Source organism: Streptomyces sp. NPDC050534 (genome assembly GCF_044457745.1).
Taxonomy (GTDB): domain Bacteria; phylum Actinomycetota; class Actinomycetes; order Streptomycetales; family Streptomycetaceae; genus Streptomyces.
This window is the reverse complement of the sequence record NZ_JBITHF010000018.1, coordinates 1-15,485: the sequence shown is the minus strand read 5'-3', so window position 1 is coordinate 15,485 and position 15,485 is coordinate 1. Positions and strand designations below refer to the sequence as shown.

At 70.3% G+C, this 15,485-nt stretch carries 15 protein-coding genes; 12 read left to right on the top strand and 3 right to left on the bottom strand.

All coding sequences use genetic code 11. The features are described from left to right. The first annotated feature begins 60 nt into the window (after nucleotides 1-60). The 8 genes from recG (at nucleotide 61) to mutM (ending at nucleotide 7,402) form a co-directional block, all read left to right on the top strand. Nucleotides 61-2,289, top strand: a complete 2,229-nt coding sequence (gene recG, locus ACIBN2_RS41065; RefSeq protein WP_399142544.1) for an ATP-dependent DNA helicase RecG — start codon at nucleotides 61-63, stop codon at nucleotides 2,287-2,289. Nucleotides 2,290-2,361: 72 nt separating this feature from the next. Continuing rightward, entirely contained in the window at nucleotides 2,362-2,949 is a 588-nt protein-coding gene (rsmD, locus tag ACIBN2_RS41060) for a 16S rRNA (guanine(966)-N(2))-methyltransferase RsmD (protein WP_399142542.1), read from the top strand. Between the two features lie 26 nt (nucleotides 2,950-2,975). Then, nucleotides 2,976-3,455 carry a pantetheine-phosphate adenylyltransferase gene (gene coaD / locus ACIBN2_RS41055; RefSeq protein WP_399142540.1) on the top strand — a complete coding sequence of 160 codons (480 nt, stop codon included), beginning with the start codon at nucleotides 2,976-2,978 and terminating at the stop codon, nucleotides 3,453-3,455. 75 nt (nucleotides 3,456-3,530) lie between these two features. Beyond that, the gene (locus ACIBN2_RS41050; protein WP_399142539.1) at nucleotides 3,531-4,649 is read left to right on the top strand and encodes a DivIVA domain-containing protein; all 1,119 of its coding nucleotides are present in this window, start codon (nucleotides 3,531-3,533) and stop codon (nucleotides 4,647-4,649) included. A 128-nt stretch (nucleotides 4,650-4,777) separates the two neighbouring features. After that, nucleotides 4,778-5,428: a YceD family protein gene (locus ACIBN2_RS41045; protein WP_399142538.1), complete on the top strand. Its 651-nt coding sequence runs from the start codon at nucleotides 4,778-4,780 to the stop codon at nucleotides 5,426-5,428. 2 nt (nucleotides 5,429-5,430) lie between these two features. Further along, nucleotides 5,431-5,604, top strand: coding sequence for a 50S ribosomal protein L32 (gene rpmF / locus ACIBN2_RS41040; RefSeq protein ID WP_003951102.1), 174 nt, complete (start codon nucleotides 5,431-5,433; stop codon nucleotides 5,602-5,604). 7 nt (nucleotides 5,605-5,611) lie between these two features. Further along, complete coding sequence (gene rnc / locus ACIBN2_RS41035) at nucleotides 5,612-6,454, top strand: ribonuclease III (protein ID WP_399142536.1); 843 nt, start codon at nucleotides 5,612-5,614, stop codon at nucleotides 6,452-6,454. An 87-nt stretch (nucleotides 6,455-6,541) separates the two neighbouring features. Continuing rightward, the gene (gene mutM / locus ACIBN2_RS41030; RefSeq protein WP_399142534.1) at nucleotides 6,542-7,402 is read left to right on the top strand and encodes a bifunctional DNA-formamidopyrimidine glycosylase/DNA-(apurinic or apyrimidinic site) lyase; all 861 of its coding nucleotides are present in this window, start codon (nucleotides 6,542-6,544) and stop codon (nucleotides 7,400-7,402) included. Here mutM and ACIBN2_RS41025 read toward each other — a convergent pair. After that, nucleotides 7,375-7,776: a winged helix-turn-helix transcriptional regulator gene (locus tag ACIBN2_RS41025; RefSeq protein WP_399142533.1), complete on the bottom strand. Its 402-nt coding sequence runs from the start codon at nucleotides 7,774-7,776 to the stop codon at nucleotides 7,375-7,377. The genes mutM and ACIBN2_RS41025 overlap by 28 nt on opposite strands. A gap of 102 nt (nucleotides 7,777-7,878) precedes the next feature. Here ACIBN2_RS41025 and ACIBN2_RS41020 point away from each other — a divergent pair, with 102 nt between their 5' ends. Then, nucleotides 7,879-8,460 carry a flavodoxin family protein gene (locus ACIBN2_RS41020; protein WP_399142531.1) on the top strand — a complete coding sequence of 194 codons (582 nt, stop codon included), beginning with the start codon at nucleotides 7,879-7,881 and terminating at the stop codon, nucleotides 8,458-8,460. Between the two features lie 43 nt (nucleotides 8,461-8,503). Here the strand turns inward: ACIBN2_RS41020 and ACIBN2_RS41015 are convergent, their stop codons facing one another. Further along, nucleotides 8,504-9,025, bottom strand: coding sequence for a DUF6448 family protein (locus ACIBN2_RS41015; RefSeq protein ID WP_399142529.1), 522 nt, complete (start codon nucleotides 9,023-9,025; stop codon nucleotides 8,504-8,506). 149 nt (nucleotides 9,026-9,174) lie between these two features. Next, nucleotides 9,175-10,305, bottom strand: a complete 1,131-nt coding sequence (locus ACIBN2_RS41010; RefSeq protein ID WP_399142528.1) for a CAP domain-containing protein — start codon at nucleotides 10,303-10,305, stop codon at nucleotides 9,175-9,177. Between the two features lie 178 nt (nucleotides 10,306-10,483). Here ACIBN2_RS41010 and ACIBN2_RS41005 point away from each other — a divergent pair, with 178 nt between their 5' ends. The 3 genes from ACIBN2_RS41005 (at nucleotide 10,484) to smc (ending at nucleotide 15,150) form a co-directional block, all read left to right on the top strand. Further along, nucleotides 10,484-10,765 (top strand): acylphosphatase, encoded by a 282-nt coding sequence (locus tag ACIBN2_RS41005; RefSeq protein ID WP_399142526.1) that lies wholly within the window; start codon nucleotides 10,484-10,486, stop codon nucleotides 10,763-10,765. 381 nt (nucleotides 10,766-11,146) lie between these two features. Further along, entirely contained in the window at nucleotides 11,147-11,350 is a 204-nt protein-coding gene (locus ACIBN2_RS41000; protein WP_388796615.1) for a hypothetical protein, read from the top strand. Between the two features lie 221 nt (nucleotides 11,351-11,571). After that, complete coding sequence (gene smc, locus ACIBN2_RS40995; RefSeq protein WP_399142524.1) at nucleotides 11,572-15,150, top strand: chromosome segregation protein SMC; 3,579 nt, start codon at nucleotides 11,572-11,574, stop codon at nucleotides 15,148-15,150. The last annotated feature ends 335 nt before the right edge of the window (nucleotides 15,151-15,485 follow it).

The following is a 15,485-nucleotide window of genomic DNA, read 5'->3' as shown; positions in this document are numbered from 1 at the left end:
CAGCCGCCTGACCAGGGGTTTCCCGGGACGTATACGGGATTGTCAGTGACGTGGTGTGCAATGGATCTCGTGCCCGCACTGCAAGAACCACTGCAACAGCCGCTGAAGTCGGTGCTCGGCCCCGCCACCGCGAAGGTGATGGCCGAGCACCTCGGCCTGCACACCGTCGGCGACCTCCTGCACCACTACCCGCGCAGATACGAGGAGCGCGGCCAGCTCACCCACCTCGCCGACCTCCCGATGGACGAGCACGTCACGGTGGTCGCGATGGTCGCCGACGCCCGCCTGCACACCTTCGCCTCGGCCAAGGCCCCCCGCGGCAAGGGCCAGCGGCTGGAGGTCACCATCACCGACGGCAGCGGCCGCCTCCAACTGGTCTTCTTCGGCAACGGCGTTCACAAGCCCCACAAGGAGCTCCTGCCGGGCACCCGTGCGATGTTCTCGGGCAAGGTCTCCGTCTTCAACCGCCGTCTCCAACTGGCCCATCCGGCCTACGAGTTGCTGCGCGGCGACGGCGACGAGACGGTGGAGACCTGGGCCGGCGCCCTGATCCCCATCTATCCCGCCACCGCCAAGCTGGAGTCCTGGAAGATCGGCAAGGCCCTCCAGACGGTCCTGCCCGGCGCGCAGGACGCCGTCGACCCGCTCCCGCCCGCCCTTCGCGAGGGCCGCGGCCTGGTCACCCTCCCGGAGGCGCTGCTCAAGATCCACCGCCCCCACACCAAGGCGGACATCGAGGACGCCCGCTCCCGCCTCAAGTGGGACGAGGCCTTCGTCCTCCAGGTCGCCCTCGCCCGCCGCCGCCACGCCGACGCCCAACTCCCGGCGGTGGCCCGCAGACCCAAGCCGTCCGGCCTCCTCACGGCCTTCGACGACCGCCTCCCCTTCACCCTCACCGACGGCCAGCAGAAGGTCTCCGAAGAGATCTTCGACGACCTGGCCACGGAACACCCGATGCACCGGCTGCTGCAGGGCGAAGTGGGATCGGGAAAGACGATGGTGGCGCTCCGCGCCATGCTCGCCGTGGTCGACGCCGGTGGGCAGGCCGCCATGCTCGCGCCCACCGAAGTGCTCGCCCAGCAGCATCACCGGTCCGTCGTCGAGATGATGGGGGAGCTGGCCGAAGGAGGGATGCTCGGTGGGGCCGAGCATGCGACCAAGGTGGTGGTGCTGACCGGTTCGATGGGGACCGCCGCGCGCCGGCAGGCGATGCTGGACCTGGCCACCGGTGAGGCCGGCATCGTGATCGGCACGCACGCGCTGATCGAGGACAAGGTGCAGTTCCACGACCTCGGGCTGGTCGTGGTCGACGAGCAGCACCGCTTCGGCGTCGAGCAGCGCGACGCCCTGCGCGGCAAGGGCAAGCAGCCGCCCCACCTGCTCGTCATGACGGCCACCCCGATCCCGCGCACGGTCGCCATGACCGTCTTCGGCGACCTGGAGACCTCCGTCCTGGACCAGCTCCCCGCGGGCCGCTCGCCCATCGCCTCGCACGTCGTACCGGCCGCCGACAAACCGCACTTCCTGGCCCGCGCCTGGGAACGCGTGCGCGAGGAGGTCGGCAACGGCCACCAGGCGTACGTCGTCTGCCCCCGGATCGGGGACGACATCGATGAACCGGCCGACCCGAAGAAGTCCGGCAAGAAGGCGTCCCCCGAGGACGAGGCGGAGAAGCGGCCGCCGCTCGCCGTCGTCGACGTGGCCGCACAGCTCGCGAAGGGCCCCCTCGAGGGCCTGCGCGTCGAGGTGCTGCACGGCCGTATGCACCCCGACGACAAGGACGCCGTCATGCGCCGCTTCGCGGCCGGCGAGACCGACGTACTGGTCGCGACGACGGTCATCGAGGTCGGCGTCAACGTCCCGAACGCCACGGCGATGGTCATCATGGACGCCGACCGCTTCGGTGTCTCCCAGCTGCACCAGCTGCGCGGCCGCGTCGGCCGCGGTTCGGCACCCGGTCTGTGCCTCCTGGTCACCGAGATGCCGGAGGCCAGCGCGGCCCGCCAGCGGCTGAACGCGGTCGCCGCCACCCTCGACGGCTTCGAGCTGTCCCGCATCGACCTCGAACAGCGCCGGGAGGGCGACGTCCTCGGGCAGGCCCAGTCCGGCGCCCGCTCCAGCCTCCGGGTCCTCGCGGTCATCGAGGACGAGGAGGTCATCGCCGAGGCGAGAGCGGAGGCGGCGCAGCTCGTGGCCGCGGACCCCGAGCTGACGAGCCTGCCCGGCCTGCGCACGGCCCTGGACGCCCTGGTGGACGAGGAAAGGGAGCAGTACTTGGAGAAGGGCTGAGGAGGAGCGGACCATGAGAACTGTGCGACCAGCCACAATGAACCTGAAGCCGCCCACGACCAAGGACCGCAGATGACCCGCGTGATCGCCGGTGCAGCCGGCGGACGACGCCTTCTGGTGCCGCCAGGCAATGGCACCCGCCCCACCTCCGACCGCGCCCGCGAAGGTCTCTTCTCCACCTGGCAGGCCCTTCTGGGCGGTCCTCTCGACGGCGAACGGGTCCTCGACCTCTACGCGGGATCGGGTGCCGTAGGACTTGAAGCCCTCTCCCGGGGCGCGGGCCACACCCTCCTCGTCGAGGCGGACGCGAGAGCGGCCCGCACGATCCGCGAGAACGTCAGGAGCCTCGGACTCCCCGGCGCCGAGGTGAGATCGGGCAAAGCGGAGCAGATCATCCAGTCCCCGGCGCCGGCGGACCCGTACGACATCGTCTTCCTGGACCCGCCGTACCGTGTCACGGACCACGATCTTCGCGAGATCCTGCTCACACTCCGCTCGGAGGGCTGGCTCGCGGAGGAAGCCCTCGTCACCGTGGAGCGCAGCACCCGAGGCGGCGAGTTCGGATGGCCTGACGGCTTCGAGGCGATCCGGGCCCGTCGTTACGGCGAGGGAACGTTTTGGTACGGTCGCGCCGCCTCTACGTGCGAAGACGCACGATGACCGGACCGGAGAGCGAGGGATCACAAGTGCGCCGCGCCGTATGCCCCGGGTCGTTCGACCCGATCACCAACGGACACCTCGACATCATTTCCCGCGCCTCCCGTCTGTACGACGAGGTCTATGTCGCGGTCATGATCAACAAGGCCAAGAAGGGCCTGTTCGAGATCGACGAGCGGATCGAGCTGATCCGCCAGGTCACCGCCGAGTACGGCAACGTGAAGATCGAGGCCTTCCACGGCCTCCTCGTCGACTACTGCAAGCAGCGCGACATCCCCGCCATCGTCAAGGGCCTGCGCGCGGTCAGCGACTTCGACTACGAACTCCAGATGGCCCAGATGAACAACGGCCTCTCGGGCGTGGAGACGCTGTTCGTGCCGACCAACCCCACCTACAGCTTCCTGTCCTCCTCGCTCGTCAAGGAGGTCGCCACCTGGGGCGGAGACGTGTCCCACCTGGTCCCGCCGGTGGTCCTCGAGGCGCTCAACGAGCGTCTGCGCATGGACTGATGGGGCTCACGGACTGATGGGGCTACAGTCGTCCCGTCCGTCTCCAACACATCGGTAGAGAGTGGCGAGCACACGGTGGACGTGCAGAAGAAGCTCGACGAGATCGTCGCGGCGGTCTCCAGCGCCCGGTCGATGCCCATGTCGGCGTCGTGCGTGGTCAACCGCGCGGAGCTGCTCGCCCAGCTCGAAGAGGTCCGTGCGGCGCTGCCCGGCTCCCTCGCGCAGGCCCAGGAGCTGATCGGCGACCGTGAGCAGATGGTCGAGCAGGCCCGTCAGGAGGCCGACCGGATCATCCAGACCGCGCACGCCGAGCGCGGCTCGCTGATCTCCGACACCGAGGTCGCCCGCCGCTCGCAGAACGAGGCCGAGCGGATCCTCGGCGAGGCCCGCCAGGAAGCCGAGGAGATCCGCGCCGAGGCCGACGACTACGTCGACTCCAAGCTCGCCAACTTCGAGGTCGTCCTCACCAAGACCCTCGGCTCCGTCGGCCGCGGCCGCGAGAAGCTCCTCGGCACCGGCCCGGGCCTCGACGAGCAGGGCTACGAGGACGAGGACGCCCCCGAGCGCAGCCACGACCCGGAGACCCTGCGCAAGGACGCGGACGCCTATGTGGACGTCAAGCTCGGCGCCTTCGAGGCGGTCCTCGCCAAGACGCTGGAGGCCGTCGGCCGCGGCCGGCAGAAGCTGCACGGCCGGATCGCCAGCGACGACCTCGGCGCCCTCGCCGACGACGCCACGTCCTTCCAGCATTCCAGCGACGCCGACTACCTGGCCGACCTCGCGGCCCTCGCCGAGCAGGACACCGCCACAGCGGCGGCCGCCGCGGCCGAGCACCAGGCCGCCCAGCAGCAGGACTACGCCCAGCCGCAGCCGGCCTACGGCTACCAGCAGCAGCCCGACCCCTACGCCGGCGCCTACCAGCAGCAGGGCTACGGCCAGCAGGACGCCTACGGCTACCAGCAGGCCGATCCGTACGCCACCACCTCCGGCTACGCTCCGGCGGGAGACGCTTCCTACCAGGGCTACGACGCCCAGCAGGCGGCCTACGACCCGAACCAGGCGCAGCAGCAGCACCAGGGCCAGCAGCAGGGGCACCAGCAGCAGTCGTACGCTCTCGACGAGACCAGCCTCTTCGACACCGGCATGATCACGCCCGAGCAGCTGAGGGCGTACGAACAGGGTCGCGGCCAGTAAGGGACCCGCGATTGGGCCGTGAGCGAAAGGACCGGTATCCTGGCTCTTCGGTCGCGTGTACGTCCGCGATCAACGCTGCCCAGGAACACCGAGGGCGGCGTCCCTCTGAGCTCAGATCGAAAGCAGGAATGACTCCCAACGCTCGCCTCGACCACCGCAACCCCCTCGTGTTCGACACTCACGAGCTGGGCCGGCGTCCTGGTGCGCTGCAGAGGTTGTCCCGCACGGTGGACGCTCCCAAGGACCTCGGTCTGCAGGACGTCATCGGAGTGCCGGAAGGCGCCCCGGTGGAGCTCGAACTCCGGCTCGAGTCGGTCATGGAAGGGGTGCTTGTCACAGGCACCGCCCGTGCACAGGCCGAGGGGGAGTGCGTAAGGTGTCTGGAGCCGCTTCAGCTCGACGTCGAAGCGGAATTCCAGGAGATGTTCTCGTACCCTGACGCCGATGAGCGGGGCCGTGTCAAAGCGGAGCCCGACGACGACGCCGAGGACGACGAGGACAGGCTCTTTCTCGAGGACGGCATGTTCGACCTCGAGCCAGTGCTGCGTGATGCGGTGGTGCTCGCACTGCCGATGCAGCCGGTGTGCCGGGAAGACTGCCTGGGTCTGTGCTCCGAGTGCGGGGCGCGGCTGACGGACGACCCGGACCACCACCACGACGCCGTCGACATCCGTTGGGCGGCACTGCAGGGACTCGCCGGTTCACTCGAAGACGGCGAGAAGGACGAGATGAGCGGCGCTGACGCGGAAGCGGGCGTCGACGAGAAGCAGGAGAAGTAGCCGTGGCTGTTCCGAAGCGGAAGATGTCGCGCAGCAACACGCGCCACCGCCGGTCGCAGTGGAAGGCTGCGGTCCCCACCCTGGTTGCGTGCGAGCGCTGCCACGAGCCCAAGCAGCAGCACATCGCGTGCCCGTCTTGCGGCACCTACAACAAGCGCCAGGTCCTCGAGGTCTGAGCGGCTGGTGAGAGGCACCGTGTCCACTGCCAAGAAGGCGGATGACGCCAAGGCGGACCCACCCGCCAAGAAGAAAGCGGACAACACGGCCTCGTCCCACACGCTTCTGGAAGGGCGGCTCGGCTACAAGCTCGAGTCCGCCCTTCTGGTGCGTGCGCTGACTCACCGTTCGTACGCGTACGAGAACGGCGGTCTGCCGACCAACGAGCGGCTGGAGTTCCTCGGGGACTCCGTGCTCGGCCTGGTCGTCACGGACACGCTGTACACCACCCACCCGGACCTGCCCGAGGGCCAACTGGCCAAGCTGCGGGCCGCGGTGGTCAACTCGCGCGCACTGGCGGAGGTCGGCCGCGGGCTCGACCTGGGCGCCTTCATCCGGCTCGGCCGTGGTGAAGAGGGCACAGGCGGCCGGGACAAGGCGTCCATCCTCGCCGACACCCTGGAAGCGGTGATCGGCGCGGTCTATCTCGACCAGGGCCTCGATGCGGCCTCCGAACTGGTACATCGCCTGTTCGACCCGCTGATCGAGAAGTCCTCGAACCTCGGAGCCGGCCTGGACTGGAAGACCAGTCTCCAGGAGCTCACCGCGACCGAAGGGCTCGGCGTGCCCGAGTACCTGGTCACGGAGACGGGGCCCGACCACGAGAAGACCTTCACTGCTGCCGCCCGCGTCGGAGGCGTCTCGTACGGCACCGGCACCGGCCGCAGCAAGAAGGAGGCGGAGCAGCAGGCCGCCGAGTCCGCCTGGAGGTCCATCCGGGCCGCGGCGGACGAGCGAGCCGAGAAGGAGGCGGCCGAGAAGGCCGCCGCCGAGGAGGGCCACGAAGGCCCGACATCCGTCTCTGCCTGACGTACAGCGCAACCTGAGCGTCGACCGCGCCCGCCCCGTTCATGGGGCGGGCGCGCGGCTCATCCACAGTCCGGTACGGGGGTCGTCATGCCCGAGTTGCCCGAGGTCGAGGTCGTGCGGCGCGGCCTGGAGCGGTGGGTCGCCCACCGTGTCGTCGCGGACGCCGAGGTGCTGCACCCGCGTGCCGTACGCCGCCACATCGCCGGTCCCGACGACTTCGCGCACCGTCTCAAGGGCCATCGCGTCGGCGTTCCGAGCCGCCGCGGCAAGTACCTGTGGCTGCCCCTGGAGGACACCCACCAGTCGGTCCTCGCGCACCTCGGCATGAGCGGCCAGCTCCTGGTCCAGCCGGCCACGGCCCCCGACGAGAAGCACCTCAGGATCCGTGTGCGGTTCGCGGACGACCTGGCCACCGAGCTCCGGTTCGTCGACCAACGCACCTTCGGCGGGCTGTCGTTGCACGACAACACCCCCGAGGGCCTGCCGGACGTCATCGCGCACATCGCCCGTGACCCGCTCGACCCGCTGTTCGACGACGAGGCCTTCCACCAGGCGCTGCGCCGCAAGCGCACCACGATCAAACGGGCCCTGCTCGACCAGTCGTTGATCAGCGGGGTCGGCAACATCTATGCGGACGAGGCCCTTTGGCGCGCCCGCGTCCACTACGAGCGCCCGACGGCCGGCTTCACCCGCCCACGCACCGCCGAACTCCTCGGCCACGTACGGGACGTGATGAACGCGGCGCTCTCCGTCGGCGGCACCAGCTTCGACAGCCTCTACGTCAACGTCAACGGGGAGTCGGGCTACTTCGACCGGTCCCTCGACGCGTACGGCCGCGAGGGCCTGCCCTGCAAGAGGTGTGCCACGCCGATGCGCCGCCGCCCGTGGATGAACCGGTCGAGCTACTTCTGCCCGAAGTGTCAGAAGGCGCCGCGGGTCGCGTCGTAACGCTTCCGCGCGGCGAGGACGTCGTCCATGCGGCCCTCCACCAGGTGGACGAGGCCGAGGAGCCGCTCGGCGACCTCGCGGCCGAGCGGGGTCAGTTCGTAGTCCACGCGGGGCGGGTTCGACGGCTGGGCCTCGCGGAGCACCAGACCGTCGCGCTCCAGCGCGTGCAGGGTCTGGGACAGCATCTTCTCGCTCACGCCGTCGACGCGCCGGCGCAGCTCGTTGAAGCGCAGCGTGCCCTCCTGGAGGGCGCAGAGGGTGAGTCCGCCCCAGCGGCCCGTCACGTGCTCCAGCGTGCCGCGCGAGGGGCAGGCCTTGGCGAACACGTTGTACGGGAGGTCGTCGGCCTCCCTGAGCTCCTGCGTGGTGTCCATGCCTGAAGCGTACTCGAACGCAGCGCTAACCGGCAGGTTGCACTACCTAGAAGTTAGTGCTTTCCTTTCGTTACCACCGCAACCACCTCAGGAGTACGCATCGTGACCACCCCTGTTGTCTCCATCGCCTACCACTCCGGCTACGGCCACACCGCCGTCCTCGCCGAGGCCGTCCGTGACGGTGCCGCCGAGGCGGGTGCCGAGGTGCACCTGATCAAGGTCGACGAGATCACCGACGAGCAGTGGGCGCTGCTGGACGGCTCGGACGCCATCGTCTTCGGTTCGCCGACCTACATGGGCACGGCCTCCGGCGCCTTCCACGTCTTCGCCGAGGCGTCCTCGAAGCGCTGGTTCGGGCAGGACTGGAAGGACAAGCTCGCGGCCGGCTTCACCAACTCCGGTTCCAAGAGCGGCGACAAGCTGCACACCCTGCAGTTCTTCCAGATCCTCGCCGGGCAGCACGGCATGCACTGGGTCAACCTCGGCCTGCACCCCGGCTGGAACAACAGCGAGGGCTCGGAGCACGACCTCAACCGCCTCGGCGTCTTCGCCGGTGCCGCCGCCTCGACCAACGTCGACGAGGGCCCGGACGCCGTCCACAAGGCGGACGTCCAGACCGCCGAGCACCTGGGCCGCCGGGTGACGGAGACGGCGCGGCTGTTCCTCCTGGGCCGCGCCGCCTGAGTCCCGTACGGCCGTCCGGCCGGCGACGTGCGAGGCGGGCCGCCTACCCGGCCGCCTCGTGCGCGCCGGCCATCGCCTGTCGGTGCAGGTGGTGTGCCCACACCTGCAGGCCGAGTCCGGCCTGCACATGTGCGCGGGCGGCGGGCACCCCGTCCGCGGCGTGTTTCTGCAGCGCCATGGCGTGGCCGTGACGCTCGTGCACCTGCTCGCGGACGATCTCGCACAGGAGCCCGGTCAGCTCGTCCGGGGAGCCGGTCCCGAGAGCGCGCTCGGCGGCCGGAATCACCGGTCCGGTGTCGAGCCCGGCCGGCTTCAGCCCGGTGAAGGGAGCGCCTTCTCCGGCGCGGTGCACCCGTACGACCGTCTCGAAGAACCAGCGGTCGGCCACGTCCCGTGCCGCGGGACCCAGCGTCCGCGCCTCGGCCGCACAACCGAACGCCTCGCGGACCTCCGCCTCTCCCTCCTCGGGCACGTAGGGCAGGACGTGATCGACGCCCCGGCCTTCCAGGGCCAGGCGCGCGGCGGTGACGACGGGGCCGTCGAGGGAATCGCAGTGTGGAGGCATCGCTGATCACCTCTTTCCGGGGTCACCTGCATCATCGCCCCGCCGAGACCGAAGGGGGAGAGCCGTTGGACCCCGGTCCGCGACACCGGAACCGGGAGAAGATCCGCGACACCGGAACGGGGGGAGGAGCGGGCCGTGCCGGGGTTGTGTCAGTAGCCGAAGTCCTGCGTCCACCAAGGGCCGCCCGCGCCGAAGTGCACGCCGATGCCGAGGGTCTTGAAGTCGCAGTTCAGTATGTTCGCCCGGTGGCCGGGGCTGTTCATCCAGGCATCCATCACCGCGGCCGCGTCGGCCTGGCCCCGGGCTATGTTCTCGCCGCCGAGGTTGGTGATGCCGAGCTGGGAGGCCCGGTCCCACGGGGTGGCCCCGCTGGGGTCGGTGTGGTCGAAGAAGTCCTCCGTGGCCATGGCCTCGCTGAAGGTCTCCGCCAGCTTCGTCAGCGTGCTGTTGGCGGACACGGCGCTGCAGCCGGCCTTGGCCCGCTCGTCGTTGACCAGCTTGAGCACCTCCGCCTCGGCGGCCGCCTCCGCGGAGACCGCCACCGGGGCGGCGCTCTGCTTCGGGGGCTTGCTCTGCCCCTTCTTCGGCGGCGTCGTCCTGGGCTTCTTGCTGCCGGGCGTCGTCTTCGGCTTCTTCGTCGGCGCCTCGGTCGGCGCCGCCGTGGAGGTGACCGGGCTCGGCGAGGAGGGCGAGGCCGAGCGGTCGGAGTCGCGGCTCGTGGAGGAACCCTGGTCGCGGCCCTGGACGCTGCCGGAGGAGCCGCCCTGTTCGGCCGCGGAGTTGGTCGGGGTGCTCGCGGCCTGCACCTTGTCGCCGCCGCTGCCGCCGCCGAGCTTGTAGTTGTCCAGGCCGGGCATCGCACCCGTGGCGACCGCGACCGTGCCGATGGCGACGGCGGCGGAGACCCCGAGCAGACCGGAGCGCACCGGCGTCACGGCCTTCTTCTTGCGGCGCGACCCGCCCCGTCCCGAGCCCTTGCCACGCGAGATCCCGTGCTCGGGGAAGACCGTTGCGAAGTCCTCCTCCGTCGCGAAGAGGTACGCGGCACTGCGCGCCTCGGCCACGGCGTAGTCGTCGGAGCGCAGATACGGCGCGATCCCCAAGACGGAGGTCTCGTCGTCCCGGTAGGTCTCCGGGCCCGCCGGAGCCTCCGGCGGTTCATAGCTGTACGAGTACTTCCGAGGGTCGTAACTGCTCGCGTACGAGCCGTCTCTTCCGGTGATCCCCGTGGCGCGTCCCGTGGCGGCGCGGCCGGCGTCTGCGCGTCGGTGGCGTCCCATGTTCTGGCCTTCCTCGTCCTGCGGCCGTCCCGCGCCCGAAGGATCTTGCGGGTGGCCTAGCTCACCTCAACTCACTCCAACGAGTGAGTTTCATATGAGATTCATTGGGTGGGGACGGTACCGCATGGCGCCAGGGGAGGAAGTGTCCCGAGAGACATTGGCCGGTTAGGTTGCACCCATGAGCGAGGATGTGCGGATGGTCGCCTGGGTGCGGGGACGCGTCCAAGGTGTGGGTTTTCGCTGGTTCGCGCGGGCCAAGGCCCTCGAGCTCGGCGGCCTGAGTGGTTTTGCTCTCAATTTGGGCGACGGACGCGTCCAGGTGGTCGCCGAGGGCTCCCGGGAGTGCTGCGAGGGTCTCCTCGACTGGCTCCAGGGCGACGACACGCCCGGCAGGGTCGACGGCGTCACCGAGATCTGGGACACACCCCGCGGCGGCTACGACGGGTTCGCCATCCGCTGAGCCGATTCTGTAAAGCGGCCCAGGCCAGGGCGTGGGAACCCGCCGACCGCGGGCGCCGGGAGCAGATATTGCCTGGTGGTTGCCAAGAACCACTTGCCGTGGGAGGCTCCGCACTCAAGAATGATCGCCACGCCCTGAGGGCCCCGCAGGAGTCGAGCGCCGCCGCTTCCAGGCCGCGCACCCCCGGGTCGCCCGCCAATACGGGGCGTGATCGTGTTGACCGTCAAACTTTTTGGTGAGACGCTGAAAGCACCCCGCGCACCTAGCTGTTTGGCATGGATGAACGGCACCAAGAACTCAAGAGTGTCAAGCACCGCGGGTGCGAATCCCTCACGACCCACACCGCTTCGGTCGGTCACTCATTGTGGAGGACCATCCATCATGGCAAAGGCGCTTCTCGGTTACGTCGGCGGCTCCGACCCTCGACTCCTCGCCGAGATGCGACGGCTCCAGCAGCGCGTCCAGGACCTGGAATCCGAGCTCGTACGGATCCAGGCGGAGAACGACGCGCTCTCGGCTGCCGCTTCTCACGACAGGATCATGGAGAGCATCGACGCACACCAGGCGGAGCCTGCGCTCACCTGATCACTGCATCGAACCACGACTGCAGGGGTTGGGAAGCCCGTATCAACCGCTGAGTTGTCAGAGTTTGCAAGGGACGCTTCGGCGTCCCTTCTTTCTTTCCCCCGCATCCTTTCACCGTCTATAACGTCTGGTGTGCCCTGCATGTTCATGCATGAAACCGCCAGGGGGCCCGGGCCCGGGTTCATCGTGCGGGATGGCGGCGGAAGGTAGAGTCCGGCGGCGTGCACCTCAAGGCCCTGACCCTCCGCGGGTTCAAGTCGTTCGCCTCGGCGACCACGCTCCGGTTCGAGCCGGGGATCACGTGTGTGGTGGGGCCGAACGGCTCGGGCAAGTCCAATGTGGTGGACGCCCTGAGCTGGGTCATGGGCGAGCAGGGTGCCAAGTCGCTGCGCGGCGGCAAGATGGAGGACGTCATCTTCGCCGGCACCACCGGCCGCCCTCCGCTGGGCCGTGCCGAGGTGTCCCTCACCATCGACAACTCCGACGGCGCCCTGCCCATCGAGTACGCCGAAGTCACCATCACGCGGATCATGTTCCGCAACGGCGGCAGCGAGTACCAGATCAACGGCGACACCTGCCGGCTGCTCGACATCCAGGAGCTGCTGTCCGACTCCGGCATCGGCCGCGAGATGCACGTCATCGTCGGCCAGGGCCAGCTCGACTCCGTGCTGCACGCCGACCCCATGGGCCGCCGCGCCTTCATCGAGGAGGCCGCGGGCGTCCTCAAGCACCGCAAGCGCAAGGAGAAGGCGCTCCGCAAGCTCGACGCCATGCAGGCCAACCTCGCGCGCGTGCAGGACCTGACGGACGAACTGCGCCGGCAGCTCAAGCCCCTCGGCCGCCAGGCCGCCGTCGCGCGCCGGGCCGCCGTCATCCAGGCCGACCTCCGCGACGCCCGCCTCCGCCTCCTCGCCGACGATCTCGTACGGCTGCGGGAAGCGCTGATGACCGAGGTCGCGGACGAGGCGGCGCTCAAGGAGCGCAAGGAAGCCGCCGAGCAGGACCTGAAGAAGGCGCTCCAGCGCGAGGCGCTGCTGGAGGACGAGGTACGGCAGCTCACCCCGCGGCTCCAGCGCGCCCAGCAGACCTGGTACGAGCTCTCCCAGCTGGCCGAGCGGGTGCGCGGCACGATCTCCCTGGCCGACGCGCGCGTGAAGAGCGCGACGTCGGTTCCGCCCGAGGAGCGGCGGGGCCGCGACCCCGAGGACATGGAGCGCGAGGCCGCCCGCATCCGGGAGCAGGAGGCCGAACTCGAGGCGGCCCTGGAGGCGGCCGAGCATGCCCTGGAGGACACGGTCGCGCACCGCGCCGAGCTGGAGCGCGAACTCGCCCAGGAGGAACGGCGCCTGAAGGACGTCGCCCGCGCCATCGCCGATCGCCGCGAGGGCCTGGCCCGGCTGAACGGCCAGGTCAACGCGGCCCGTTCGCGCGCCGCCTCCGCCCAGGCCGAGATCGACCGCCTCGCCGCCGCCCGCGACGAGGCGCAGGAGCGCGCCGTCGCCGCCCAGGAGGAGTACGAGGCACTCAAGGCCGAGGTCGACGGCCTCGACGCCGGCGACGCGGAACTCGGCGAGCAGCACGAGGCGGCGAAGCGGCAACTGGCCGACGCCGAGGCCGCGCTGACGGCGGCCCGGGAGGCGGTCACGGCGGCGGAGCGCAAGCGCGCCGCCACCCAGGCCCGGCACGAGGCCCTGGCGCTCGGCCTGCGCCGCAAGGACGGGACGGGCATACTGCTCGGCGCGAAGGAACGTCTCACCGGGCTGCTGGGCCCGGCCGCCGAACTGCTGACGGTGACACCGGGCTACGAGGTCCCGCTGGCAGCGGCGTTCGGGGCGGCGGCAGACGCCCTGGCGGTCACGTCTCCCTCGGCGGCAGCCGAGGCCATCCGGCTGCTGCGCAAGCAGGACGGGGGACGCGCGTCCCTGCTGCTGGCGGGAGGCGATCCCCAAGGGGGCGCGGGGGACTTCGCGACAAGCCACGACGGACCCGCGGACCCCCGGCAACCTCATGCGGCGGATTTCGTCCGCGGCCCCTCCGATCTCATGCCGGCGGTCCGCCGCCTCCTGCGCGGCATCGTCGTGGTCGGCACCCTCGAGGACGCCGAGGACCTCGTCTACTCCCGCCCCGACCTCACCGCCGTGACCTCCGAAGGCGACCTCCTCGGCGCCCACTTCGCCCACGGCGGCTCCGCGGGCGCGCCCAGCCTCCTCGAGGTGCAGGCGTCCGTGGACGAGGCCGCCGCCGAGCTGGAGGAGCTGGCGGTCCGCTGCGAGGAGCTGACCGGGACGCAGCACGCGGCGGGGGAGCGGCGCAAGGAATGTGCGGCGCTCGTGGAGGAGGTCGGGGAGCGGCGCAGGGCCGCCGACCGGGAGAAGTCGTCCGTGGCCCAGCAGCTCGGACGGCTCGCGGGTCAGGCGCGGGGCGCGGCCGGCGAGGCGGAGCGTTCCGTCGCGGCCGCCTCGCGGGCGCAGGAGGCGCTCGACAAGGCGCTCGGGGACGTCGAGGAGCTGGCCGAACGTCTCGAGGTCGCCGAGGAGATGCCGGTCGAGGAGGAGCCCGACACCTCGGTGCGGGACCGGCTCGCCGCCGACGGCGCCAACGCGCGCCAGACCGAGATGGAGGCCCGGCTCCAGGTCCGTACGCACGAGGAACGGGTCAAGGGCCTTGCCGGACGGGCCGATTCGCTGGACCGGGCCGCCCGCGCGGAACGCGAGGCACGCGCGCGTGCCGAGCAGCGGCGGGCGCGTCTCAGGCACGAGGCGGCCGTGGCGGAGGCCGTCGCGTCCGGTGCGCGCCAGCTCCTCGCGCACGTCGAGGTCTCGGTCGCCCGGGCCGACGAGGAGCGCACCGCGGCCGACGCTGCCAAGGCCCGCCGCGAGCAGGAGCTGACCGCCGCCCGCGGCGCGGGCCGCGACCTCAAGGGCGAGCTCGACAAACTGACCGACTCCGTCCACCGCGGCGAGGTGCTCGGCGCCGAGAAGCGGATGCGGATCGAGCAGTTGGAGACCAAGGCGCTGGAGGAGCTCGGCGTGGAGCCGGCCGGGCTGGTGTCCGAGTACGGGCCGCACCAGCTCGTGCCGCCCTCGCCGCCCGCCGAGGGCGAGGAGCTGCCGGAGGACCCGGAGCACCCGCGCAACCGGCCCAGGCCCTTCGCCCGGGGCGAGCAGGAGAAGCGGCTCAAGGCGGCCGAGCGGGCGTACCAGCAGCTCGGCAAGGTCAACCCGCTGGCGCTGGAGGAGTTCGCCGCGCTGGAGGAGCGTCACAAGTTCCTCAGCGAGCAGCTGGAGGACCTGAAGAAGACCCGCGCCGATCTGCTCCAGGTCGTCAAGGAGGTCGACGAGCGGGTCGAGCAGGTCTTCACGGAGGCCTACCGGGACACGGCCCGGGAGTTCGAGGGCGTCTTCAGCCGGCTGTTCCCCGGTGGTGAGGGGCGGCTGATCCTGACGGACCCCGACAACATGCTCACCACCGGTGTCGACGTCGAGGCGCGTCCGCCGGGCAAGAAGGTCAAGCGGCTGTCGCTGCTCTCGGGCGGCGAGCGCTCGCTCACGGCGGTCGCGATGCTGGTGTCGATCTTCAAGGCCCGGCCGAGCCCGTTCTACGTCATGGACGAGGTCGAGGCGGCCCTCGACGACACCAACCTCCAGCGGCTGATCCGCATCATGCAGGAGCTGCAGGAAGCCTCGCAGCTCATCGTGATCACGCACCAGAAGCGGACCATGGAGGTCGCCGACGCGCTCTACGGCGTCTCCATGCAGGGCGATGGTGTGTCCAAGGTCATCTCTCAGCGACTTCGCTGACATCGACTTCAAGAAGTGAACACAATGGGCACGGCTGTATCTAAAAGCTCACAGCAGACTGCCTATTGACTTCGTAACTTGAAGACATAGTCTCGGGGACGTTGTTTTTACCTTCAGGTGTGAGCGGCGTGTACCTGAGCGCCACTTGGACCTGACAGGCGCCCCCCACTCCGGCAGTGACGCCGGTGCCCCGAGGAGTCCGAACGTGACCAGCACTGCGCAGGCACCCCAGTCAGGAGCCGCCACGGCTCATCCCGAACATCTCGGGCGCGTCGTCTTCATCGCGGCGGCGGCCGCCATGGGCGGTTTCCTCTTCGGATACGACAGTTCCGTGA

Excerpts from the sequence above, each read along its gene's own strand:
- rsmD (WP_399142542.1), top strand. The coding sequence starts at position 2,362 with ATGACCCGCGTGATCGCCGGTGCAGCCGGCGGACGACGCCTTCTGGTG.
- ACIBN2_RS41045 (WP_399142538.1), top strand. The coding sequence starts at position 4,778 with ATGACTCCCAACGCTCGCCTCGACCACCGCAACCCCCTCGTGTTCGAC.
- recG (WP_399142544.1), top strand. The coding sequence starts at position 61 with ATGGATCTCGTGCCCGCACTGCAAGAACCACTGCAACAGCCGCTGAAG.
- ACIBN2_RS41000 (WP_388796615.1), top strand. The coding sequence starts at position 11,147 with ATGGCAAAGGCGCTTCTCGGTTACGTCGGCGGCTCCGACCCTCGACTC.
- mutM (WP_399142534.1), top strand. The coding sequence starts at position 6,542 with ATGCCCGAGTTGCCCGAGGTCGAGGTCGTGCGGCGCGGCCTGGAGCGG.
- ACIBN2_RS41005 (WP_399142526.1), top strand. The coding sequence starts at position 10,484 with ATGAGCGAGGATGTGCGGATGGTCGCCTGGGTGCGGGGACGCGTCCAA.
- ACIBN2_RS41025 (WP_399142533.1), bottom strand. The coding sequence starts at position 7,776 with ATGGACACCACGCAGGAGCTCAGGGAGGCCGACGACCTCCCGTACAAC.
- ACIBN2_RS41010 (WP_399142528.1), bottom strand. The coding sequence starts at position 10,305 with ATGGGACGCCACCGACGCGCAGACGCCGGCCGCGCCGCCACGGGACGC.
- ACIBN2_RS41015 (WP_399142529.1), bottom strand. The coding sequence starts at position 9,025 with ATGCCTCCACACTGCGATTCCCTCGACGGCCCCGTCGTCACCGCCGCG.